Source organism: Gilvimarinus sp. DA14 (genome assembly GCF_024204685.1).
Lineage (GTDB): Bacteria > Pseudomonadota > Gammaproteobacteria > Pseudomonadales > Cellvibrionaceae > Gilvimarinus.
Window position 1 is genome coordinate 2,869,146 of sequence record NZ_CP100350.1, and the last position, 22,245, is coordinate 2,891,390.

Below are 22,245 nucleotides of genomic sequence, written 5' to 3' on the forward strand. Positions count from 1 at the left end.
ATGTCGCTGGCGCTGCGACTGGGCGTAATAGTCGACAGTGAAGCAAAGCTCGCATTGATCAAAACCGCTGTAGGGCAAGTGGGGCAAAGGATAGATTACAGTGCGCTGCTCGCTTGTGACGACAACTCAGGCGTCTCTGCCACGGTGTTAGCCGAGCTGGAGCAAATTCAGAATTTAGATGCCTGGGTGGTAGACTTAAATCACACGGGAATTAAATCCTCAGATGTTGAGAAGGTCTTACTGAGTGCTCCCTTGGTCGCCAGTATTCCCGTGATAGTTTGCGACAGCAGTGAGATGCGAGACGGTGCGGCCGAGCGTTTACAGTGGCTGAATAGACTCATAACACGCCTACAGCGTGTGCAGGGCGAAGTTAACCTGCAGTATCAACGCCCGGCGTCCAGCATTTGGCTATTGGCCGCATCTACAGGCGGTCCAAATGCTGTGTCTGAGTTCTTGCAGGCTTTGCCCAATGGCCTGGATGTCGCCTTCGTGTACTTGCAGCACATCAATGAAGGTTACTCTCCGGCGCTGTTGAATATGGTGTCTAAGGTATGCGGTTATAGCGCGCGTTTGGCGCAACAAGGTGATGTATTGGAAGCTGGAACTGTGACACTGGTAGATCCAGCGGCGAAAATAGAGGTGCAAAATAACGGAACATTAATGCGCTTTGATGAGCCCTGGAAGGGTTGCTACCGGCCTTCTATTGATCAGTTGGCGGCGAATTTAGCCCGTACCAGGGCGTTTCGCGGCGGCATCATTATTTTTTCTGGTATGGGGGATGACGGCGCTGCCAGCAGCCGCTTAATCGCCCAAAATAATGGCTTGGTGTGGGCGCAGGAGCCGGACTCTTGTGTTGTAGACTCCATGCCCCAGGCGGCATTGCAAACGGGTTGTGTCCAGCGCACCGGCTCGCCCGGCGAGCTGGCGCAGGCGCTGGCGCAGCATTTACATTTATTACAGGAGCGGCAGAGCCATGAAAGCTCAGCAACACATTGAAACCGAACAGGTGCAGGAGGTCGCAAGCCTGCTAGTGCCTCTGAGCGACAAATTACTGCTGATGCCCAACGTCACGGTTGCTGAAATCGTGCCTTTAGGGGAGCTGGAAACAATCGATAATGCTCCGGACTGGTTGCTGGGGCAGTTAATCTGGCGTGAACTGTCAGTACCTCTGATGTCCCTTGAAGTATTAAACGGACACGAGGCGCCAGAGACCGCTCGCAATGCTCGAGTCGCGGTTTTGAATACTACTGGTCTTAGCGAAGATTTGGGTTTTATTGCCATCCTAACCCAGGGGCTGCCGCGTTTGGCACGTATCACGCCCAGTGAAATATCCGAACGCGATGACCTTAGCCCCGAGGCCTACGACGATATGGTGGTCAGCTGGGCCGGAGAGACGGCGGTTATTCCTGCGGTGGCACGGCTAGAGCAAACTTATCTGGATTATCTGCACGAGGCGGTATGAGTTATAAGGCATGGTTTCTGACAGGTCTGGTCATTGCTTTGGGTGGGTGCGGTGCTGAAAGAGACGAACCTTTCGATCCCGACACCCCCGTTGAAGAGGATCCAGATGCTGTACGCATCAATGTCACCAAGGTGATTGACGGTCAGCAGCCACTGCTTGATATCGATGGCGAGAGGCAGATATTAGTCTTTCGCGAGCAGGAGGAGTACTGGCTTTTTTTAGACCGTTACACTGATACGCTACCTGCAAATGAGCCAGACTTTGAAGATGGCCAAGTGGTGTTGATAGACCTCGGCGAGCGCGATAATAGCCAGTGCGAGGAGTCTCTCAGCCTGACAACGGTGATCGGCGAGGAGTATGGTGATCGCGGCGCACGTCTGCGACTCAGTTATGATTTGACCGAGTCGGTAGAGGATGACACCTGCAGCGACGCAGAAGCCGAGCTGTTGCGCCCTTACTACTTTTATTATATTTCTACCCGGCGTCAGCTGGTTGTGTCTGAAGCGCTCAGCGAATAATTACAGATGCCTACAGGTCTCCCCACAAATGTTGCGCCAGGCTGATGGCGACAATCGGCGCGGTTTCTGTGCGCAGTACTCGAGGCCCTAACGTCAGCGGCTGAAACCCTGCAGTCCGGGCGGCAGTAATTTCCTCATCGCTTAGGCCTCCCTCGGGGCCGATCAGTAAAGAGACACTTGTCGGTGTGGGCTGGGCGGCCAGTCCCTGGCTGTCACGATGGTGCAGAACAAACTTGGCCGCTCCTTTGGCTTCGCCGATATAGTCGAGTAAATTGGTCAGTGGGGCGATCTCCGGCAGACGGTTTCTCTGGCTCTGCTCGCAGGCGCTGATGCCTATTTGTTGCCAGTGCTGTTGTTTTTTCTCCAGTCGGTCGCCTTTTAGTTTTACTTCGGTGCGCTCTGTAGATAGGGGTACAATTCGACTAACCCCTAGCTCGGTGGCCTTTTGCAGCACAAAATCCCAACGTTCACCGCGTGACAAGCCGATCGCAAGCTCAATGTCCAGCGGCGACTTTCGGTCATCTGGATTATAAGTATCAAGCTCAACGCTTACAGCTTTCTTGTCGGCGCTGACAATTTGGCCGTGATACTCCCCTCCTTGGCCGTTAAACAAAATCAGCGGTCGCCCCTCACCCATACGTAGCACACGGCTAACGTAATGGGCTGCATTGTCGCTTAAAACAATGACTTGCCCCTGACAAAGCGCTTGATCGACATAAACTCTGGGAATTCTCATAACACCTGTTTTCGACTACAGATTGGGCGTAAGATCATACCAAATACCTGTTCGGGTATGGGATTTTGGCGAGAGGTTCGCAATTTAGCGAAGGAGATAGAAATGAAAGTTGTATGCGCGGTTTTGTGGCTGGCACTTGTATTGCCGCTCAGTAGTGTGGCTGAGCAGTGTCCGAAGCATTTGCAGGGTGAGTATCGTAAGCTCCACTCGGCTGAATCCATTGATCTTTGTGATTTGCTGCAGGATGCTCCGGCACTGATTGTGAATACTGCCAGTCATTGCGGTTTTACCCCCCAGTTTGAAGCGCTCGAAGCCGTACATAAGAAATACCAAGGTCAGGGTTTGGTGGTAGTGGGCTTTGCCAGTGATGATTTTAAACAAGCGGCTAAGTCGGAAGAGGAGGCGGCGACCATTTGCTACACCAATTACGGTGTAACCTTTACGATGCTAGCACCGACCGCTGTTACCGGTGATGAAGCAAATGCCTATTTCAACTGGTTGGCAGCGCAGGCTGAAGAGCCCGGTTGGAACTTCAACAAATACTTAATTAACCCGAAGGACGGGTCCGTTACCCACTTTTCCAGCAAGGTTAAGCCTGATAGTGAAGAGCTTACAGAGGCCATTGAAGCCGCTTTGTGAGACTACTCCTGCTGCAGACTGACCGAGAAGCTCCCGTCTGCATCCTGAGTGATGCTAACTTCCATGGGTTGGCAGCAAACGTGACAGTCTTCGGTATAGGTTTGTGAGCCCGCCGACTCGTCAATCAGCAGAGTCAGGCGGGCGTCGCAAAAAGGGCAGTTGACGCTTTTCTCGGTCAATAAATCCATTAAAAGCGATAGTCGAGCGAAGCGGTAATGGTGGTAAAACGATACTCGGCCACATCCACCAGATTGCGGTATTCAAAGTTGAGATTCAGATGCGGGTCCAGAATAAAGCCCGCCCCTAGGCCCCAGGAAAAGTCATCTTCAGAGAGCGTATGGCTCACCTCAGAGCCCTTCATGGTGAACTCGATATCGGCGTAACCCAACAGGGCATAAAAACGTCCGGTTTGGTTGACTGCCTCGGCGCGATAATAAACGCCGCTGTAATGCTCAATATCCATGAGAACTTCGTCGCCAGCTGCAAGCGCTGCAGACTCGAAGGGTTCGTCCAAATACAGCCTTTCTTCGCCTAGGCCCATACCATAGCGGACTTCGCCGCCGATCCAGGGGTTAAACTTATAGCCGCCAAAAACCTCGCCCAGCCACAGGTTGGCTTTATCGAACGCGGGGCTGTCGTCGACATTAACGGCAGACACGCCGGCACCGGCGAAAAAGCCGCGGTTGTTGTCGGCGTGGCTTGGTGAGGCCAGCAGTGACAATGGTAGAGCAATAGCAGCGATACTTTTGAGGTAATTCATAGGGGGTAACCAGTAGTTGATTTAAATAGACGGTTGCGAAAAATTATTAAAAGATCCAGGCAATCATCAACCAGAGCACCAGAAAAAAAGAGAAAAAGCCTCCTAGTACAAATTGTAATTCGCCGATGAGCCCGTCGCCGGAGCTGATGGCGAAGACTACCAGAAGTGCGACTGTGACGAAAAAGGCAACGACGGCGGCGTCTTTTAAGCCCATGCCTTCGCTAAACAAGCCACTGGCGCTGTCGGCGATAAGCGGGACCATCACAAAAACCGCAGCCACCGCCAGTGCAAGTACCACAACCAGCGCAATCAGCGTGGTTCTGGCTTGACGTTTGTCCTTGTCGTCACTGCTCATGGTGGCGTCGCTCAGTCGTTGGCTTTAATAATATCGCGCACGGTATTCGGATCGGGCAGGCCTTTAGCAACAATCTCCGGGTTGTCGCCAGCGGTGTAGAGCTCTACGGTTCCGGTACCAAAAATCCGGTTGAGAAAAGACTGTTTTACCTTCACGGTACGGATGCTCCTCAGGCTAAGCTCAGAGCGCTCCTTACTTAACAGGCCCTGCTCAAATAATACGTCAGACTCGGTAATTACCAGTTTGGAGGACTTATTGTTAAGGTGCCAAATCAGCAGAATAATAAGACCTAGACCGAAAGCGGCGATCAGCAGAACAGCCAATAGAAAGCCAAAGGGGTTGTCCTTCATAACCGGGTGAGCGGAGTAGAGCTCTTTCATAAACCTGCCTAGTTGGTTAGTTTCAATCCGATAATGCCAAGGAGTATAAGGGCAATGCATCCCAGGCGCAAAGCACTCATGTGCTCGCCAAATATCCAGGTTCCGATCATTACGGTACCCACAGCACCGATGCCAGACCAAATGGCGTAGGCCGTGCTGAGAGGGAGCTGACGCAGGGACAGTCCGAGCATCGCCAAGCTTAAAACGATGGCTACAGCGGTGATGACAGAGGGCCAGAGGCGAGTGAATCCGTCTGTGTACTTAAGGCCTGTGGCCCAGATAATTTCAAACAGACCTGCGAGGAGTAAGAATACCCATGACATTGTGACTTTCCCAGGGGCCGTCCCCTAAAGTAGTCGGCAAAGGCCGCATCCGGCGGGTCGTCCCGGCGGTAGTCACTGATGAATACACCCAAATGGGCGGTATTGGATGATAATTGAGGTTGCTATAGTACTAAAACACGTTACTGAAAGGAACAGATAAAGTCTATGTTGGAAGCTGTATGGATTGCCTGTGCGTTTACTTTGGGGCTGACAGTCCGGGCGATTGGACTGCCGCCGCTTGTGGGTTACTTGGCGGCTGGGTTCGCGATTACGGGGTTGGGACGGTTTATCGAGCTGCCCGAATACGGTGGTGAGGTCATCAATCACCTCGCTCACCTGGGGGTGCTGTTACTGTTATTTACCGTAGGCCTCAAGTTAAGAGTACGCAACCTGGTGCAGCCCGAAGTTATTGGTGGTGGCGTCCTGCATTTTTTGCTTGCGGTAGTGCTATTTAGTCCCGCTGTTTATGTGTTACTGCAGGTTTCCTATTACGAGGCACTGTTGCTGGGGGTGGCGCTGTCGTTTTCCAGCACCGTATTGGCTGCCAAGGTGCTGGATTCCAAGCGTGAGCTGCGGGCCTTTCACGGCCGCGTTGCCATTGGCATCCTGGTAGTACAGGACTTGCTCGCTCTTTTGGTGATCAGTGTTGCAGGGGGATCTACGCCGTCACCCTGGGCTTTATTAGTACTGGGGTTACCGTTGTTGCGACCAGTGTTATTCAAGTTGCTGGATGTGTGCGGCCACGATGAGTTAATGGTGCTACTTGGGCTGTTGCTGGCCTTAGTGGTTGGCGGCTTGGGGTTTGAGTATTTGGGGCTTAGTTCCGAGTTGGGTGCATTGGCGTTTGGGGTATTGTTGGCCAAACACAAACGTGCCACCGAGTTGTCGAACTCGCTTTGGAGTATCAAAGAAGTCTTTTTGGTGGGCTTCTTTTTACAAATTGGCATGAGCGGTTTGCCCGGTATGGATGCTCTAATTTTGGCTTTGGCCGCCACCATAGTCTTGCCGCTAAAGGGCGCGATGTTCTTCCTTTTGCTGGTATTGTTTAAGTTGCGCGCGCGCAGCGCCTTTTTGTCGTCTTTAGCACTGACCAACTACAGCGAATTTGGTTTGATTGTGGCGGCGATTGTGTTGCCGCAATGGCTGGTACCTTTGGCGCTAACGGTCGCCGTATCGTTTGTAATATCGGCGCCTTTGAACCGCATAGCGCATCCTTTTTACGAAAAGTTATCAAAAAAACTGCTGCGCTTTGAGCGCAATATTCATCATCCAGATCAGCAGCCGGTCTCTCTGGGAGAGGCGGAAGTATTAATTTTCGGTATGGGGCGCACGGGCACTGCCGCCTATGACCAACTAAAAGATCGGATACCTCGCCTTATCGCGCTGGACTCAGATCCGGGCAAGGTGGAACGTCATCGCAGTGAGGGCCGTAACGTGCTATTTGCCGATGCGGAGGATCAGGTGTTCTGGCAGGGGCTGGAAATGAATAGTGTACGCGCGGTGATCCTCAGTATGAGTGACATCGAGGCAAAGATAATCTCCGTGCGCCAATTGCGTCAGCGAGGCTATCAGGGGTTTATCGCCTCGCACACCCTTTTCCAGGATGAAGCGGAAAAAATTAATGCCGCCGGTGCCAATGAAACCTATCTGACCATGTCAGAGGCTGGTGTGGGTCTGGCCGAGCATGTGCAGGAGCAGCTGCACTCGATAGCTAACTGATACTTTGTTTACGAAATCGATAGCTCATCGAGACGCTCGAGAACCGGTGGTAGCAGGTCAAGAGCATCCAGATAACGTTGTTGGCTGAGGTGCAGCAGGAGGCTGGCGAGATAGCTGGCAATCTCCGCCAGAGCCACGTTTACGTCTAAATTGGCGTTATCAATGGCGCTGCGGAGGCACTTTTGTCCATAAGGTGTCGTGGGATACTGACTGCCCAGAATGTCCATACCCCATTGTCCCCATTGATAGGCGAGGGCGCTTTGTTCATTGGCTAGCACGGTGTGAGGTGCAATGTTGGGGTTATGTAAGCAAACTGGAAGGGTTGCCAACGCGCTTTTAATTTTAGGTAGGCGTTGTTGTATTTGCGTAATCAAGGTTTGTTCATTGGCGTCGGCTGCAATAACAAGTTGTTCGAAAGTTGTCATGTCGAGCTTTTGCCACAGAAGAGGGTGTGCTTTTAGATAGGCGCTACGTAACTCGTCCGGGACAGGCCAGAGCACCAATTTTTCCTTTATTGCGGTGGCTAGTTCGGCAAACTGCTCTTGATCTGTTAGGGGGGAAAAACCGTCCGTTTTTAAAAGGTTAATAGGCAATCCATTCAGTGAGCCAGTATAAATAAGGTCAGGTGCGGGCAGGCAATCTGCACTTGCGCTGACAAGCAAGCTGGCTTCGTGTTGAGCCAAAGCTTTTTTATTGCTATCAAAAAGCTTGATAATACAGCTTTGTTCCGTTGCGTTGTTTTTGATCCAGAGTGCAAATACATTGGCGACATTTGTCTGTAACCACTTGGTGCTGATCTGATAGCGGTCATCGATTTGCCACTGCGTTTTAGCTAGTATTTCCGGTAGCCAGTTTTCTCGTGCCTCGAAAGTTAGCATGCTCGCGAGACTGTCCTGGTGCGGAATACTTGTGTTAAAAAGGATGTGCTCTTCAAAAAATATGGCTGATACTTTCTCGCGTTTGTTTGCAATGTCCGCAAGATCAATAGCTGCTGCGCAAAATTTGCTGGACGCTTGACGGGATAAAATGAGTGCGATAATCGTGAGCAAAATTGACGGGGCGGACAAATAGAGATGATCTACGACAATAAAGGCAAAGCTCAGTAAAAAGCTGATGGTCCCTAAGTTTTGTACGGCGCGATTATAAATAGCTGGTTTTCTTTGCCGGCGACTTTTGTTTAAAAGCCATCTGGCGATGGGCGCGCTGACAAAGACGACGGCAGTAAGAAGCAGGAAAAGACCTGGGTAAATGATTCCGACCACTACAAATACTAGGCCGTTGAATAGTATTCCTGCTATCGAAGTGACGATTTTTTGGTAGGCGTTCTTTGCCAGCTCTTCTTGGTTTTCAAATAGTATTACCTTTCCAGTTTGCCTGACGATTTTATCGCACGATTTATGAATGCATTGTGCGCAAAGCTTGTCCGAGGCTAGGTATACAGTGAACATGGCAACTGCTACAAGAGTCAGCAGAAGAATTAGAGAGTCTTTGGATAATTGATCAAAAGGCGTGGGAATATACGCGGGGACGTCAGGAGTCCCCAGTAACATCACGACCTTAATGGGCAGTAAGGTACCCACCATAAGAGCGGCTTGGCTTACCAGTGACAAAAAAATCGCTGTATAAGAGTATGCAGGCGTGGACTGAAGCAATCGGACAGAGAGCTTGCTAATCCAGTTAAAGAAAGATGATTGATCTTGCAAGGCCGGCTCACGCTATTAAGTAGGAGGAATTAATTCGCGCTTTTACGCGCCATAAGCCAACCAGTAAAATTTTACCTGGTTGGCTGGGGCTCAATGTTAGCGGATTGGCTGGCTGAAAAGAAGGTGACGAGCTTGCTCGATTGGATTTAATGAATCCAGCAGCTTAGCCTGCGGGTGGCTAGGCCAGGGGTTGCTTTACCCTCAGTGTGGCTAAAGCCGCTATGCCAAAACAGACACCGCCTAATAGCATGGCGTAGATGCTTTGATCTTTGAAGACGGTGTGCACAATCAGGCCTAGCACGCTGGCGGCGAGTATTTGCGGAATGACGATAAAGAAATTAAATATTCCCATATATACGCCCATTTTATGGCCGGGTAAGGCGCAGGAGAGCATGGCGTAGGGTAGTGAGATAATCGAGGCCCAGGCAAAGCCAACGCCTACCATCGAGGCCAAGAGCCAGGCTGGGTCTTTTACCCACAAAAATGAAACAAACCCTAAGGCGCCCAGCAGCAGGTTGATGCTGTGTGTGAGTTTCTGGCCTAGCTTGCGCGCCATAGCTGGGATAATAAATGCGGCCAGCATAGCGTAGCCGTTGTATGAGCCCAGCAAAACACCGGTCCAGTCAGCCCCCTGGTTGTAGAGCTCGCCGTTTGTGTCCAGCGCCCCGTAGTGGTGGCTGGTGACAGCGGGCGTGATGTAAATCCACATTGAGAACAGAGCAAACCAGCTGAAAAACTGCACCAGTGCCAGTTGAACCATGGTGCGCGGCATGTGGAAAAAATCGTGGGTAATTTGATAAAGACCATGATTTGTGGCGCCGCGATCTTGCAGGCTGGCGGCAATGAGCTGTAAAACGCCAAAGCCGGTACTGCAGGCCGCGAGTATGTAGAGCTCTGCGTGCAGTGAAAAAACAGCGATCAGTGCTGCGCCCAAAGCCCCGATAGCAAACCACGCCAGGCCGCTTTTTTTGTAGTAGCTGGCGGGCTTAATAGCTGCCGAGTGCTCCGGGCTCAGCTGGCCTTCGGCCTCGTTGTATTTTGCCAGTTGCTCGGGCGAGTACTCTCGCGTGCGGATAATCGTCCAGCCCACCGCCAGTAATACGGCCAAACCGCCCAGGGTAAACGACCAGATAACCGAATCGGGTACAACACCGGGGGCCGCTGTATTGCTAATGCCGATAACATTGGCCATAAGCCATGGCAGGCACGAGGCGACCACAGAGCCAACGCCGATAAAAAACGCCTGCATGACAAAGCCGAGGGTGCGCTGCTTTTGTGGCAACATGTCGCCGACAAACGCGCGGAAAGGCTCCATGGAAATATTGATCGAGGCATCCATAATCCACAGCATTCCGGCTGCGATCCATAGCGTGGGCGAGTGCGGCATAAAAAATAACGATGCACTGGTCGCTATGGCGCCCACCAGAAAGTAGGGGCGGCGGCGGCCGAGCCGGTTCCAGGTTTTATCGCTGAAATAGCCGACAATAGGCTGCACCAGCAGTCCGGTCAGTGGTGCGGCGACCCAGAGTATGGGTAAGTCGTCTATTTGGGCCCCGAGGGTTTGGAAAATACGGCTGACATTGGCATTTTGCAGGGCAAAGCCAAATTGTATGCCGATAAAACCAAAGCACATGTTCCAGATTTGCCAGAAGCTAAGCTCTGGCCGTTGCGATGGTGTGCTCATAACTCAGTCTCGTCTGTTGTTATTCTTTTAATCGGCTGGCTGGTAGCGCTCGCCTACCGGAGGGTAATAGTCCCACACGGCTTCATCGGCAAGCGAGCGCAACAGTTTAATGTATTCGGCATGGGTCCAGGCCAGCGGGGTTGCCGAATTTGTGCCTTCGCCCAGCTCGTAACCGTACGCCTCGTTGCTGCCGACACCGTCCCAGACTTGCTCGGGCAGCATCAGCCCTTCGTTGGCAAAGTACTCCATGCTGGCCACATAACGACTTTTTAGCTGTGCGACATCTAATTCGCCGCGCACCTTTTGTCGAGCCAGCTCATAGTGAGCGCGTTCTCCGGTGAGAAATGGCCAGACACGGCCGCGCTGCGCCGGATGGTTTTCGCCCTCGGCTTGGTATCCTCGGCCATCAGTAATGCGCTCACCGTATCCGTCTCCACCGTAGCGGCGCCAACCGACATACGTATTGGATTTCTCTGGAAATTCGTAGCGTACGCGCAGGTAATCCGGGAGGGCATCGCTGTCCACTTCCTCCAGCGAAGCGACCACCTCAGGATGGTTGGCTGCGTGAACGCCGTAGCGCACCAATTCCAAAAAGCCCGGATCCACAATTTCGATTTCGTTCAGCGCGCCTTGGCCATTGCGTGGAGTAAGGCCGCCCTGATCATTAGGGTCCTCATTCTGAGAGATGCGCAAATAGTAGCGACCGTCTCCGGCCAAGGTTCCTTTATTGGTGAAGGTCTGCTGATCAAGCTGCTGACGATACTGATCCGCACGGGCCAGGTAACGCGCAGCGCGCTCGCTATCGCCCGTCTGGGTGGCAAATTCCGCCGCGGTGACCAGCCCCGCAATAATCGCTGCGGTAGTGGAAGGCGAGTAGCCCTCTTGTTCTTCCCAGCGCTCTTGCTGTGTATAGGGGGGCGTGATGTGAGTGTCGTTCCAGCCCAGGTTTACCTGGCCTCCGTCGGCTAAAAAGTCGGCCGCCGGGCGCAGCATTTTTTCATACCACTGGGTGGCGTCTGCGTTGCTGAGAATGCCTTTTTGCCAAAGCTGCCAGCCCAGCATAATCGGCATGGCCGTTTGGTCCAGTTGCACGGCGTACCACTCCAGTGTGCCGTCTACATGGGTTTTTTGCAGAAACCAGCCGGGCGCACCGGAATAGCCTGGGGTATTGGACGATGCCTGTACCTTTTCCAGATAACGGAACGCCACCAGTGGTGTTTCGGTATCGCCCATCGCCAGGAAAGCCATTGCGACTTGATAGAAATCCCGTGGCCACACGGCTTTATAACCGGTTGAGGATTCTGTGGCCGGGACAACGTCGCCCCAGGGGTTTGATAGTGAGGCAATCAGGGCGCCGGCGTGGGTTTTGTCTTCCTGCGCTTTGAGTACCATGGCGCTGGCGTAGGCGAGCTTTCCCCCGTCGGTAGCGGAGGCAGAGAGCTCTGATAAGGGGGCGAGGCCGGCTAGGTAATCTTCCCAGCCGATGGCATCGCCAGTGCCGTTGTAATGAGCCAGGGTGTCCGCGTAGCCCTGCGTTAAGCTGGCGTTGGCAACGGATTGCGCTTGCTCAGTGGTGTTGCCGTAGGCGAGGACAAAATCCCAGGTCTGTGGGTTTTTGCTGCCCACCGGTAAAGCATGGCTAATGCTTACATTGCCCAAGGCGTCACCGGTGGAGTTGTAATGCCAATCTTGGCTGCTATCGGCGAGGTCTGTGGCTAGATCAGAGGTGCCGACAAAGCCCACGCTTGGGTTACTGCCTTCTGGTCCGACAATGGCAATGACATTGTCGCCGTCGCGCGCGAAGGCTGTGCCACCTTGGGTCCAGGCGGAATCATTGGTGCCGGTGTTGGCGACGTGAGGGTTGGTCACCATATAGGCACTCAGGCCGTCTTCAAAGGCGGTAAAAATAACCCGCTGCCACAAGCTATTGCGATTGGGGTCGGTGAATACGTGTTTTTCGATTCGGTAGCGACCTTGTGGGTCCGTATTGGTGATTTTATAGGCCAAGGACAAAGGCCGGCCCGCGGCGTCCTTGTACAGATAATCAATTTTCGTGGTGGTGTCCTGGCTCTCGTAATGGACAAAGTCTGCTCCCTGAATCACCAGCTCCATGTCTTTTATTTGCGCCTCATGTATCAGCCCAAACATGGTTTCCGTGACAATGCCTTGGGCGATAGAAAACCACACCTTGCTGACATCACCGGTCGCGGCGGCATTGCTGTACTGCCCATCGAGGTATTGTTCATAGCTGGTGCCAATGCCGGTTTTGCCCGAGTAAGCCCAAGTGGGGGGCTGACCCGGAGCGCCGTGGGCCATGGCTGAAGGCGGCTGAGTGTTTAAATCGTTACAGCCACTGGTGCACAGGGCGCCGAAGCTGATAACCGAACAGGCAAGAAGTTTCTGTAGCATGATTATTTTTCTCATTCATCTTATGTTAGCTAGGTAAAAATCACACCTTGGCTAGTAGTGCTTGCACAATAATAGCTCGAATGTGTCCACTCAATGAATTACATACGTATTCAATGCATCTTTGTCATGCATACGTATGCAGTCTATTGCGCCTAATTTCCTCGCTGCACTAATCTAGCCTCATGCTATTGCAACTCGGCCCGCGCTCAAAGCAAGCCAGTTTCGGTTTTGCGGCGGGAGGCTTGAGGTTGCAAAAAACAATAACGATGCCAGCGCGTAACTGGTGAGGAAGTAGTTTCATGCAGCAGCAACCCTGGTGGCGCGGCGCCATCATCTATCAGGTATATCCCCGCTCTTTGATGGACAGCAACGGCGATGGTGTCGGTGATATACCCGGTATTATCAGTAAGCTTGATTACATAAAAAGCCTGGATGTGGATGCCATTTGGGTATCCCCGTTTTTTAAATCGCCAATGAAAGATTTTGGCTACGACATCAGCGACTACCGCGATGTTGATCCGCTGTTTGGCACATTGGATGATATTGATCGATTAATCGCCGAGGCGCACAGCCGCGACATTAAAGTCATAATTGATCAGGTGCTGAGTCATACCTCCGATCAGCATCAATGGTTTAGCGAAAGTCGGCTCGATAAAACCAATGATAAATCTGACTGGTATGTGTGGGCCGACCCCAAAGAAGATGGCACGCCCCCCAACAACTGGTTGTCTATTTTTGGTGGCTGCGCCTGGGAGTGGGAGCCGCGCCGCGGCCAGTATTACTTGCACAACTTTCTTAAAAGCCAGCCGGATTTAAACTTTCATAACCCGCAGGTGCAGGCGCAAATATTAGAAGAAGTAGAGTTTTGGCTGCAGCGAGGCGTAGACGGCTTACGTTTGGATGCCATTAACTTTTGCTTTCACGACCAGAAGCTTCGCGACAACCCGCCGAAACCACCGGCGGAAAGGCAAGGTAGAGGCTTCAGTGAAGACAACCCCTACGCCTTTCAGCGGCATTGGTACAACAATACCCAGCCAGAAAATTTAGCGTTTTTGCAGCGTTTGCGAGTTTTGCTGGATCACTATCCCGGCACAGTTAGTTTGGGCGAAATTTCGTCGGAAGATTCACTGGCCACCATGGCAGAGTACACACGCGGCGGTGACAAGCTGCACATGACCTACAGCTTTGAGTTGTTAACAGACGACTTCTCTCCTGAGTATGTGCGCTCGACGGTGGAATCCTTAGAGGAAGGCATAGGCGAGGGCTGGCCCTGCTGGGCTATTGGTAACCATGATGTTGCCCGAGTACTGAGCCGCTGGGGTGGCGACAAAGCCTGCGATGAGCTCGCCAAAATGCTTAACGCCATGGTGTTTTCCCTGCGCGGCAGTGTGTGCTCTTATCAGGGTGAAGAGCTGGGGCTGACCGAAGTCGATTTACCCCTGGAGCAATTGCAGGATCCCTACGGCATCACCTTTTGGCCTATGTTTAAAGGGCGCGACGGTTGCCGAACCCCTATGCCCTGGAGCGATGAGATAAACGGCGGTTTTTCCAGCGCCGCAAAAACCTGGTTGCCCGTTGCCTCGGAACACAAAGCGATGAATGTGGCCAGACAAGATAACGACCCCTCATCTGTCCTCAATGCTTACCGGCATTTTTTACACTGGCGCAAAGACCAGCCCGCGCTTTGTCATGGAAGCATTCAATTTTACGATCTCAACTCGGATGTGTTGGCTTTTACGCGCGTGGCCGAGGAAAAACTGTTTTGCTGTTTTAATTTTTCCGCCAAGCCGCAAACGCTCGAGCTACCCGAAGGTTTTACCCGTTTGTTAGAGGAATCCGGTTTTGCGGCAGAGCTGTGCGGCAATAAGCTACATTTGCCAGGTTATGGTGTGGCCTTTATGGCGGAGGCTGTGTAATGAACAGACTCCGCTCGATTATTTTTGTTGCTGCTATTACGGTTTTTGGCTATGCCGAAGGTGCTGACATAGATCGTATAGAACCGCCTTTTTGGTGGGCGGGAATGAAATCTGACACCTTGCAACTGATGGTGTACGGTGAAGATATTGGAAGCACTGACTCTGTCGTTATTGACGGGCCCGGCGTTAGCGTAACGCAGCTGCACTCTGCCGATAGCCCCAACTATTTGTTTGTCGATCTAAAACTTAAGGATGCGCTTAGTGCACAATCGGTGTCCTTAAACTTTTACGCCGATCAACAGTTACTGGCCAGTACTCAATATATCTTCAAATCCCGTCGCCCCAATTCAGCGGAGCGTAAAGGGTTTTCAGCGCAAGATGTCATTTACCTGATTACCCCCGATCGCTTTGCCAATGGCGATTTGCATAATGACCGGGTAAAAGGGTTAAGCGAAGGCGTAAACCGCGATAACCCCGGCGGTCGTCACGGTGGCGATATTGCGGGTGTCATACAAAATCTGGATTATTTAGCCGACATGGGCTTTACCCAATTGTGGTTAAACCCCGTATTGGAAAATGCTCAAGAAGATTATTCCTATCACGGCTATTCCACTACCGATTTTTACCGTGTCGATCCGCGCATGGGCAGTAACCAGCTCTATGTTTCTCTATCAAATCAGGCCTCTGAAAAAGGGTTGGGATTAATTAAAGATATTATTCTCAACCACTGTGGTTCCGGCCATTGGTGGATGAACGACTTACCCTTCACCGACTGGATAAACTACAACGCCTCGTTTTCTCCCACCAGTCACCGACGCGAATCTCTGCGCGACCCACATGCGGCCGAAATAGACAAGCAGGAATTTAGCGATGGCTGGTTTGTTCCCACCATGCCCGACTTGAATCAACGCAACCGGTTTATGGCGCGCTACCTGATGCAAAATTCTATTTGGTGGATTGAATACGCGGGGCTTTCGGGCATACGTGTGGACACTTACTCCTACCCGGACAAAACATTTTTGTCTGACTGGAGCCAAGCGGTAATGACCGAGTACCCCAATCTTAACATTGTCGGAGAAGAGTGGTCAGAAAACCCTGCGGTGGTTGCCTACTGGCAAGAGGGCAAGCAAACCTTTGATGGCTATCAATCTTTTACCCCCAGCATGATGGACTTCCCCTGGCAGCGCGCGCTTTTGAATTCGCTGAACAATCCGGAATCCTGGGGCGAGGGGATGGTGCAGATGTATCAGGCCCTGAGTAACGATTTTCTCTACGCCGACCCTTACAATCTGGTGATTTTTCCCGATAACCACGATATGAGCCGGATCTATACATCGCTGAATGAAAACTATGAGCACTGGAAAATGGCGATGATTATGACCCTAACGCTGCGCGGGATTCCGCAGATATATTACGGCACCGAGATTCTAATGACGAACCCCGGGACCGATGATCACGGCGTGATTCGCACGGATTTTCCCGGCGGCTGGCCGAATGATCAGGTTAACGCCTTTACCGCAGAAGGATTAACCGAGCGGCAAGTAGAGGCTCAGGAGTTTCTCAAATTCTGGCTTAATTGGCGCAAGAACAACGCCGCAGTGAAACAGGGTAAGTTAATGCACTATGCACCTCGCGACGGTGTGTATGTCTACTTCCGCTATACCGACGACACTAGCGTAATGGTGATGATTAACCACAGTGATTCCGCGCAAAGCCTGGACCCTGAAATTTTCGAGCAGCGACTGGCAGGCTTCAATCAAGCGCACGATGTCGCCAGCGGCAAAACAACCACGCTGTCGCAAGCCTTACGCAGTCAGGCGCAATCAGTTTCGGTGTATGAGCTGCAATGAATACGTATGTAATTCAGCACTGCATAGGGATTGAATACGTATGCAGTGTGTTGTTTGGCAACAGGGCCAAGCCTAGTATTAACCACAGGTAATGTTGGCTTAATAAGATAATCACCGGCATCCCATTTAGATAAATCAAAACAATAAATTACTATCCTGGCGAGAGGATCAAATCATGATAAAACGTAAGTTCAATCCCGCTCTGGCGCTCCTGTCGACTGTGGCTATGGCCGCAGGTTCTATCGATGTATACGCGCAAGAAGACTCAATGTTAGAAGAAGTTGTGGTAACTGGCTTTCGCTCGGTAATCGAGCGGTCGCAAGAGATCAAGCGCGAAAGCACATCCGTTACCGAAGCCTTAACCGCCGAAGATATCGGTAAGCTACCCGATACCAGTATCGCCGAGTCCCTGGCCCGCCTGCCCGGTTTGGCCGGTGAGCGTCGCGATGGTCGCACCAGCGGTTTGTCGGTGCGCGGTTTTAATGAAAACTATGTGGGCACTACCCTCAACGGCCGCGAGCTTCTGGGGATGGGTGATAACCGTGGGGTTGAATATGATCTGTATCCGGCAGAGATCATTAATCAAGTGGTGGTGTATAAAACTCCCGATGCTAGCCTGATGACTCAGGGTGTGGGTGGCACGGTAGATATGCGTACCATTCGTCCGCTGGATAACGATCGCATTATTGCCTTTAACGCCAGCTATGAGCAAAATGGGATGGAGTCCGCCAACCCGGACTTTGACGATAATGGTCACCGCTTAGCCTTTACCTACTCTGACTCTTTTGCCGATGACACCTTGGGCGTGTCACTGTCACTGGCCTCTATGGAGTCGCCTAGCCAAGAGCAATACTTTCGCAACTGGGGCTTTGCCAACGTGACCGGCAACGCCACATTGGCCGATGGAGTCACATTGGCTGGCGATGAGGTCATTAACGGCGGCCATGACTCGTTTGTGCGTTCGGGCTTGATGGAGCGCGACTCGGTAGCCGGCGTGATTCAGTACGAACCCACTGAGCGTCTAAGCATTACCGTTGATGCGCTCTATATCGACTTTCGCGAAGACAAAGTATTCCGCGGCTTAGAAGAGGGCGGTGCGGAATGGGGCACACCTAACTACACCGTTACCGGGGTTGAAGACGGTCTGGTTACCAGCGGCTACTTTGAAGGTTTCCACTCCGTGGTGCGCAACGATGCTGAGCGTAAAGACGCCGAGTTGACCACCTTTGGCGTGAACGTGGAATACGATATCAGCGATGATTGGTCGGTGGCTTTTGATGCGTCTACTGGCGATGTGGAAAAAACCATTACCAACATCGAAAGCTACTCGGGCGTGGGCCGCGCTCAGTCTCCCACTCAGGGCCCTGCCACCGCGCGTGCCTGGACCATTACCGATACCGGCGTTATGTACAGCGCTCATCCCAGTATTAATGCACCCGATTTGTCCGATCCTGACTTAGTGCGCCTGGCTGGGCCACAGGCTTGGGGCGGCTCCTTGGCTCCGGTTGAAGAGTTCCAGGCCAGTGAAGGTCAACCCATGGGTTACGCCACCGCTCAGGATGGTTTTGTCAACTCGCCTGACTTTGATGAAACCCTGGACAGCTTCCGTATGACCGTAAACGGCGAGGTTGACTGGGGCTTGATCAGTGGTCTGGAGATGGGTGTGAATTATTCTGATCGCTCTAAAACTAAGCTCAATACCGGCGCCTACCTAACCGCACCTACTTGGCCCAGCGACGGACCTATTCCGCAGGAATACTACGAAGGCAGCGCCAACCTGGACTTTATCGGCCTTGGTGACATAGTCGCTTATGACTCCATCGCGCTGTATCAAAGCGGCTTCTACACGGAAACTGCAGCCGAAGATCTGGAGACGGGCCGTAAGGGCGACACTTACACCGTCGATGAAGAGATCACTACTGTCTACGCCATGGCCGACCTGGCTGCTGATTTTGGCGGTGTAGAGATGACCGGTAATCTAGGTGTTCAGTACGTAGAAACCGACCAGCAGTCTACGGGTTTCAGCTCTTACACTGGCCCCGATCTCTATGTGCTGGCCACTCCGGTGAGCGGCGGCACCAGCTTTGGTAAGTGGCTGCCCAGCATGAACTTGAACTTTATGTTGGCTGAAGATCACACCCTACGCTTTGCGGCTTCTAAAACCATTAGCCGCCCGCGCATGGATGATATGCGCCCCAATACCACAGTGCAGTTCTCGTTTAACGATGCGCAGATTCTAGAGCCCTCGGACATTAACAATAGCCCTTGGAGCGGTAGTTCGGGTAACCCTGAACTCAAGCCATTGGAAGCCAACCAGTATGACCTGTCTTACGAGTGGTACTTCGCCGCCGACGGTATGCTGGGCGCCGCCGTGTTCTATAAAGATTTAGTGAACTGGCACCGCGAGGGCGAAACCGTACAAGACTTTACGCCTTACTATATTCCCGGCTACCACCAGAGCGCTAATACCGGAGAACCCCCGGTGCTGTTTGAAGGGCTGGTAACCAACCGTGAAGACGGTTTAACCGGTGAGGTTAACGGGATTGAGTTGCAGGCCAGCCTGCCTTTCCACCTCTTTAGCGATGCTTTGGATGGTTTTGGTTTATTGGCCAGCGCCACCTTTAACGATGGTGAGTTAGACGATGAATCGGATGTGCCCGGTCTGTCGGATGAAATTTATCAGCTGACGGCATACTACGAGCGCGGTGGTTTTGAGTTCCGTATCAGCGGTCGCAAGCGCTCTGAGTATCTCACGGAAACTCGTGGTGTGAGTCTGTCGCTGGTAGACACCAGAAGTCAGGGCTCGGAGCTGTGGGATGCGCAAATTGGCTACGACTTTAGCGAATCGGGTATTGAGTCGCTCTACGGTCTAAGCGTCACCCTGCAGGCGCAGAACCTCACCGACGAGGACACGGTGCAGTTTAACGAAGATGACCCGCGCCAGATCACTCAGTATCAGAGCTTTGGCGCCAACTACTTGTTAGGTGTTAACTACAAGTTCTAGTCTGGTTAAAGTAAGTCGCTATAGCCCTGCTACACTTTCCCTGTGTAGCGGGGCTTTTTTATTATGTGGAGAGAAGGTGTGCAAAAAACAATAACAAAGGTAGTGGTATTGGGTGGTGGAACAGCCGGCTGGATGAGCGCCGCACTGCTCAAAAAAGTACTGGGCACCAGCGTGGATATTAACCTGGTTGAGTCCGAAGATATTGCCACCGTGGGCGTGGGCGAAGCGACCATCCCGCCTATTCAGCACGTTAACCGAGTGCTGGGAATCAACGAGGCGGAGTTTCTGCGTGAGACTAACGCCACCATGAAGCTCGCGATTAAATTTGAAAATTGGTATCAGCAGGGGGAGGGCTATTTTCACACCTTCTCATCGGCCGGACAAAGCAGCGCTTTCTGTCAGTTTCATCAATACTGGCTACGCGCCAAGCGCGCCGGGCTGAATAAAAGTTTATGGGATTACGATCTAAATTATTTGGCTTTAAGCGCCGGAAAATTTGCCAAGCTCAATACTCGCGATCCGCGTTTGGAGCTTCCCTACGCCTATCATTTTGATGCGGGCCTCTACGGCGCCTATTTGCGTAAGATCAGCCAGGCACTAGGTGTAAAGCGAATAGAGGGCAAGGTTGAGCATATCGCCATCAACCACGATACAGGGGCGGTGGAACAGCTGCTGTTGGCCTCGGGTGAAGTCGTCGGTGGAGATTTATTTATCGACTGCTCCGGTTTTCGCGCTTTGCTATTGCAACAGAAATTAGGTGTTGGCTTTGACGATTGGAGCCATTGGTTACCCTGTGACCGCGCCGTGGCTGTGCCCTCAGAGCGCTTGGCGCAAACTCGTCCTTACACTCGTGCTATTGCACATGGCACGGGCTGGCAGTGGCAAATTCCGTTGCAGCATCGCCAAGGTAATGGCCTGGTCTACAGCAGTCGCTTTAGCAGTGATGAACAAGCAACTCAAACCCTGTTGCAACATTTAGAGTGCAAGCCTGTAGCCGATCCTCGGGTTATTCGCTTTCGTACCGGGCGGGCACGCCAGCAGTGGCATAAAAATGTGATTGGGGTGGGGTTGGCCAGTGGCTTTTTAGAGCCTTTAGAGTCAACCAGTATTCACCTGGTGCAATCGGCCATTGTCCGCTTGCTGAAATATTTTCCTCACGCAGGGATTCAGGCTGATGTTGTTAAACAGTACAATAAAGAGTCGCGCATTGAGTATGAACAGGTGCGGGACTTTTTAATCCTTCACTATAAGCTCAATTGCCGTGAAGACAGCGAGTTTTGGCAGCAGATGGCGCGCATGAGTATTCCCGAGAGTTTGCAGCATAAAATCGATGTGTTTGCGGCCCAGGGCGTATTGGTACGCGAGCGCAACGATGTGTTCGCTGAGTCGTCCTGGCTGCAAGTGTTATTAGGGCAGGGTATAGAGCCGCGTGATTTCCACCCCCTGGCCGGGGCAATGGATGAGACTCAGTTGCAGGGATTTATGCAGCAAACCGAGCGATTAAAACGCGAGCCGCTAGAAACAATGCTTTCGCACGATGACTTTCTGCAGAGGTATTGTGCATAAGTCATAGAAAATGAATCTGTTTTTCAGATAACAGTGTGTTTGCCGGATTGGGTTCTTACTTTTCTGGTTCGCCAGGGCCGGTTGAATACGTATACATACCGAACTACTGAATGAATACGTATGTAGCGGCTTGAGAGATGTATGCCTCGGGCGTAATCTGATTATGTGAGCTGCGGAGTGCGTGTATGGGCACACGATTGGAAGAGTAAGTTCTGAGCTCCGCTCATGCGAGTTAGGCATGACCTCCTTGTTATTTTATGTTTTGCGCGGCTTTGGCCGCGCTTTTTTATTCCTCTCCGTTTTTATCCTTGCGCTTTTGCGCTCGCGGATGCGCCTGGTCATAAACCTTGGCTAAGTGCTGAAAATCCAAGTGAGTATAAATTTGCGTCGTAGAAATATTGGCGTGCCCCAGTAACTCTTGCACTAAGCGTAAATCCGAGCTGGACTCCAGCATATGGCTGGCAAAAGAGTGGCGCAGCATGTGGGGGTGAACCGGTTGGCCCATACCCTGGCGCAAACTTATCTGCTGCAACCGCGCTTGCACGTTGCGCTGGCTGATACGCTTGCCGCGATTGCTTAAAAATAATGCGGGTTCAGCGGCCGGGGCGTGTTGCTTACGTTCGTTAAGCCAAGCCTGTAACGCGGTTATGGCGCAGCGCCCAACGGGAACCCGGCGCTGGCGATTGCCTTTACCCGTCACTAAAACCGAACCGTCGCGCAAGTCTAAATCTGTGACGTTAATACCGACCAATTCGGAAAGGCGTAAGCCCGATGAGTAAAACAGCTCGACGATGGCGCGGTCGCGCACACTGACAAAACCATCGCCTTGTACTTCCACAAATTGGTTGCTTTGATCTACATCCAGCGTTTTCGGTAATTTGCGGGCGGCTTTGGGCGCTTGCAGGCCGTTACCTGGGTTGGCATCGAGCCAGCCACGCCTTACCGCGTAGCGAAAAAAACTGCGCAGGCTGGAGAGCCAGCGCTGTAGGGTTTTACTGCTGGCGCCTTTGCGGTGTTGCTCGGCCAGCAGCATGCGAATGTCTTGGCTGTGAATATTGTCGAGAGAGGTAATGTGCCGTTCTTGGCAGCCGCTTTGCAATTTGTTCAGATCTCGCCGGTAGGCATTCAGAGTCCGCTCGGATAACTGCTTTTCGCTTTGCAGGTAACGACAAAACCCATTGATCTCGTCGTTAAAAGGTAGCCCCTGCGTCATAGCCATGG

19 protein-coding genes are annotated in these 22,245 nt (G+C 52.2%); 9 read left to right on the top strand and 10 right to left on the bottom strand.

Features of this window, described 5'->3' with window-relative positions; all coding sequences use genetic code 11:
* Genes NHM04_RS12515 through NHM04_RS12525 form a run of 3 tightly spaced genes read left to right on the top strand, consistent with a single transcriptional unit; the run spans position 1 to position 1,980 of the window.
* Positions 1 to 996, top strand: coding sequence for a chemotaxis protein CheB (locus NHM04_RS12515; protein WP_254264123.1), 996 nt, complete (start codon positions 1 to 3; stop codon positions 994 to 996).
* Positions 974 to 1,462, top strand: a complete 489-nt coding sequence (locus tag NHM04_RS12520) for a chemotaxis protein CheW (protein WP_254264124.1) — start codon at positions 974 to 976, stop codon at positions 1,460 to 1,462. Before NHM04_RS12515 ends, NHM04_RS12520 begins: the two co-directional genes overlap by 23 nt.
* Positions 1,459 to 1,980 (top strand): hypothetical protein, encoded by a 522-nt coding sequence (locus NHM04_RS12525; RefSeq protein ID WP_254264125.1) that lies wholly within the window; start codon positions 1,459 to 1,461, stop codon positions 1,978 to 1,980. Before NHM04_RS12520 ends, NHM04_RS12525 begins: the two co-directional genes overlap by 4 nt.
* Before the next feature lie 10 nt (positions 1,981 to 1,990).
* Here NHM04_RS12525 and NHM04_RS12530 read toward each other — a convergent pair whose 3' ends face one another.
* Positions 1,991 to 2,716 carry a 16S rRNA (uracil(1498)-N(3))-methyltransferase gene (locus tag NHM04_RS12530; RefSeq protein WP_254264126.1) on the bottom strand — a complete coding sequence of 242 codons (726 nt, stop codon included), beginning with the start codon at positions 2,714 to 2,716 and terminating at the stop codon, positions 1,991 to 1,993.
* Between the two features lie 102 nt (positions 2,717 to 2,818).
* On the opposite strand from NHM04_RS12530, the gene NHM04_RS12535 reads away from it, so the two are divergent.
* Positions 2,819 to 3,355, top strand: a complete 537-nt coding sequence (locus NHM04_RS12535) for a glutathione peroxidase (protein WP_254264127.1) — start codon at positions 2,819 to 2,821, stop codon at positions 3,353 to 3,355.
* 2 nt (positions 3,356 to 3,357) lie between these two features.
* On the opposite strand, the gene NHM04_RS12540 is transcribed toward NHM04_RS12535, so the two are convergent.
* Genes NHM04_RS12540 through sugE form a run of 5 tightly spaced genes read right to left on the bottom strand, consistent with a single transcriptional unit; the run spans position 3,358 to position 5,173 of the window.
* Positions 3,358 to 3,543, bottom strand: a complete 186-nt coding sequence (locus tag NHM04_RS12540; protein ID WP_254264128.1) for a CPXCG motif-containing cysteine-rich protein — start codon at positions 3,541 to 3,543, stop codon at positions 3,358 to 3,360.
* A complete protein-coding gene (locus tag NHM04_RS12545; RefSeq protein WP_254264129.1) occupies positions 3,543 to 4,115 on the bottom strand; it encodes a porin family protein in 573 nt (190 codons plus the stop codon). Before NHM04_RS12545 ends, NHM04_RS12540 begins: the two co-directional genes overlap by 1 nt.
* A 46-nt stretch (positions 4,116 to 4,161) precedes the next feature.
* Positions 4,162 to 4,470, bottom strand: a complete 309-nt coding sequence (locus tag NHM04_RS12550) for a hypothetical protein (RefSeq protein WP_254264130.1) — start codon at positions 4,468 to 4,470, stop codon at positions 4,162 to 4,164.
* Positions 4,471 to 4,481: 11 nt separating this feature from the next.
* Positions 4,482 to 4,850 carry a PH domain-containing protein gene (locus NHM04_RS12555; protein ID WP_254264131.1) on the bottom strand — a complete coding sequence of 123 codons (369 nt, stop codon included), beginning with the start codon at positions 4,848 to 4,850 and terminating at the stop codon, positions 4,482 to 4,484.
* A gap of 8 nt (positions 4,851 to 4,858) precedes the next feature.
* Positions 4,859 to 5,173, bottom strand: a complete 315-nt coding sequence (gene sugE / locus NHM04_RS12560) for a quaternary ammonium compound efflux SMR transporter SugE (protein ID WP_254264132.1) — start codon at positions 5,171 to 5,173, stop codon at positions 4,859 to 4,861.
* A gap of 165 nt (positions 5,174 to 5,338) precedes the next feature.
* Between sugE and NHM04_RS12565 the strand changes: the two genes are divergently transcribed.
* A complete protein-coding gene (locus NHM04_RS12565) occupies positions 5,339 to 6,892 on the top strand; it encodes a cation:proton antiporter family protein (RefSeq protein WP_254264133.1) in 1,554 nt (517 codons plus the stop codon).
* A gap of 8 nt (positions 6,893 to 6,900) precedes the next feature.
* Here the strand turns inward: NHM04_RS12565 and NHM04_RS12570 are convergent, their stop codons facing one another.
* From NHM04_RS12570 to NHM04_RS12580, 3 genes are all read right to left on the bottom strand, one after another.
* Positions 6,901 to 8,595, bottom strand: a complete 1,695-nt coding sequence (locus NHM04_RS12570; protein WP_254264134.1) for a hypothetical protein — start codon at positions 8,593 to 8,595, stop codon at positions 6,901 to 6,903.
* A gap of 178 nt (positions 8,596 to 8,773) precedes the next feature.
* Positions 8,774 to 10,279, bottom strand: a complete 1,506-nt coding sequence (locus NHM04_RS12575; RefSeq protein ID WP_254264135.1) for an MFS transporter — start codon at positions 10,277 to 10,279, stop codon at positions 8,774 to 8,776.
* A gap of 27 nt (positions 10,280 to 10,306) precedes the next feature.
* On the bottom strand, positions 10,307 to 12,688 hold the full coding sequence (locus tag NHM04_RS12580) for a glucan 1,4-alpha-glucosidase (protein ID WP_254264136.1): 2,382 nt from the start codon (positions 12,686 to 12,688) through the stop codon (positions 10,307 to 10,309).
* Between the two features lie 299 nt (positions 12,689 to 12,987).
* On the opposite strand from NHM04_RS12580, the gene NHM04_RS12585 reads away from it, so the two are divergent.
* The 4 genes from NHM04_RS12585 to NHM04_RS12600 all read left to right on the top strand — a co-directional run bounded on the left by NHM04_RS12585 (position 12,988) and on the right by NHM04_RS12600 (position 21,024).
* Positions 12,988 to 14,604 carry an alpha-glucosidase family protein gene (locus NHM04_RS12585; RefSeq protein WP_254264137.1) on the top strand — a complete coding sequence of 539 codons (1,617 nt, stop codon included), beginning with the start codon at positions 12,988 to 12,990 and terminating at the stop codon, positions 14,602 to 14,604.
* Positions 14,604 to 16,454 (top strand): glycoside hydrolase family 13 protein, encoded by a 1,851-nt coding sequence (locus NHM04_RS12590; protein ID WP_254264138.1) that lies wholly within the window; start codon positions 14,604 to 14,606, stop codon positions 16,452 to 16,454. The genes NHM04_RS12585 and NHM04_RS12590 overlap by 1 nt, the downstream gene beginning before the upstream one ends.
* 175 nt (positions 16,455 to 16,629) lie before the next feature.
* Positions 16,630 to 19,458: a TonB-dependent receptor gene (locus tag NHM04_RS12595; RefSeq protein ID WP_254264139.1), complete on the top strand. Its 2,829-nt coding sequence runs from the start codon at positions 16,630 to 16,632 to the stop codon at positions 19,456 to 19,458.
* A 78-nt stretch (positions 19,459 to 19,536) separates the two neighbouring features.
* Positions 19,537 to 21,024, top strand: a complete 1,488-nt coding sequence (locus NHM04_RS12600) for a tryptophan halogenase family protein (RefSeq protein WP_254264140.1) — start codon at positions 19,537 to 19,539, stop codon at positions 21,022 to 21,024.
* A gap of 286 nt (positions 21,025 to 21,310) precedes the next feature.
* Here the strand turns inward: NHM04_RS12600 and xerC are convergent, their stop codons facing one another.
* Positions 21,311 to 22,243 (bottom strand): tyrosine recombinase XerC, encoded by a 933-nt coding sequence (gene xerC / locus NHM04_RS12605; RefSeq protein ID WP_305881945.1) that lies wholly within the window; start codon positions 22,241 to 22,243, stop codon positions 21,311 to 21,313.
* Between the last annotated feature and the right edge of the window lie 2 nt (positions 22,244 to 22,245).

Coding starts and splice junctions, on each gene's coding strand:
- NHM04_RS12585 (WP_254264137.1), top strand. CDS start 12,988: ATGCAGCAGCAACCCTGGTGGCGCGGCGCCATCATCTATCAGGTATAT.
- NHM04_RS12550 (WP_254264130.1), bottom strand. CDS start 4,470: ATGAGCAGTGACGACAAGGACAAACGTCAAGCCAGAACCACGCTGATT.
- NHM04_RS12520 (WP_254264124.1), top strand. CDS start 974: ATGAAAGCTCAGCAACACATTGAAACCGAACAGGTGCAGGAGGTCGCA.
- NHM04_RS12580 (WP_254264136.1), bottom strand. CDS start 12,688: ATGCTACAGAAACTTCTTGCCTGTTCGGTTATCAGCTTCGGCGCCCTG.
- xerC (WP_305881945.1), bottom strand. CDS start 22,243: ATGGCTATGACGCAGGGGCTACCTTTTAACGACGAGATCAATGGGTTT.
- NHM04_RS12545 (WP_254264129.1), bottom strand. CDS start 4,115: ATGAATTACCTCAAAAGTATCGCTGCTATTGCTCTACCATTGTCACTG.
- sugE (WP_254264132.1), bottom strand. CDS start 5,173: ATGTCATGGGTATTCTTACTCCTCGCAGGTCTGTTTGAAATTATCTGG.
- NHM04_RS12535 (WP_254264127.1), top strand. CDS start 2,819: ATGAAAGTTGTATGCGCGGTTTTGTGGCTGGCACTTGTATTGCCGCTC.
- NHM04_RS12530 (WP_254264126.1), bottom strand. CDS start 2,716: ATGAGAATTCCCAGAGTTTATGTCGATCAAGCGCTTTGTCAGGGGCAA.
- NHM04_RS12590 (WP_254264138.1), top strand. CDS start 14,604: ATGAACAGACTCCGCTCGATTATTTTTGTTGCTGCTATTACGGTTTTT.
- NHM04_RS12595 (WP_254264139.1), top strand. CDS start 16,630: ATGATAAAACGTAAGTTCAATCCCGCTCTGGCGCTCCTGTCGACTGTG.
- NHM04_RS12565 (WP_254264133.1), top strand. CDS start 5,339: ATGTTGGAAGCTGTATGGATTGCCTGTGCGTTTACTTTGGGGCTGACA.
- NHM04_RS12540 (WP_254264128.1), bottom strand. CDS start 3,543: ATGGATTTATTGACCGAGAAAAGCGTCAACTGCCCTTTTTGCGACGCC.
- NHM04_RS12525 (WP_254264125.1), top strand. CDS start 1,459: ATGAGTTATAAGGCATGGTTTCTGACAGGTCTGGTCATTGCTTTGGGT.
- NHM04_RS12575 (WP_254264135.1), bottom strand. CDS start 10,279: ATGAGCACACCATCGCAACGGCCAGAGCTTAGCTTCTGGCAAATCTGG.
- NHM04_RS12555 (WP_254264131.1), bottom strand. CDS start 4,850: ATGAAAGAGCTCTACTCCGCTCACCCGGTTATGAAGGACAACCCCTTT.
- NHM04_RS12515 (WP_254264123.1), top strand. CDS start 1: ATGTCGCTGGCGCTGCGACTGGGCGTAATAGTCGACAGTGAAGCAAAG.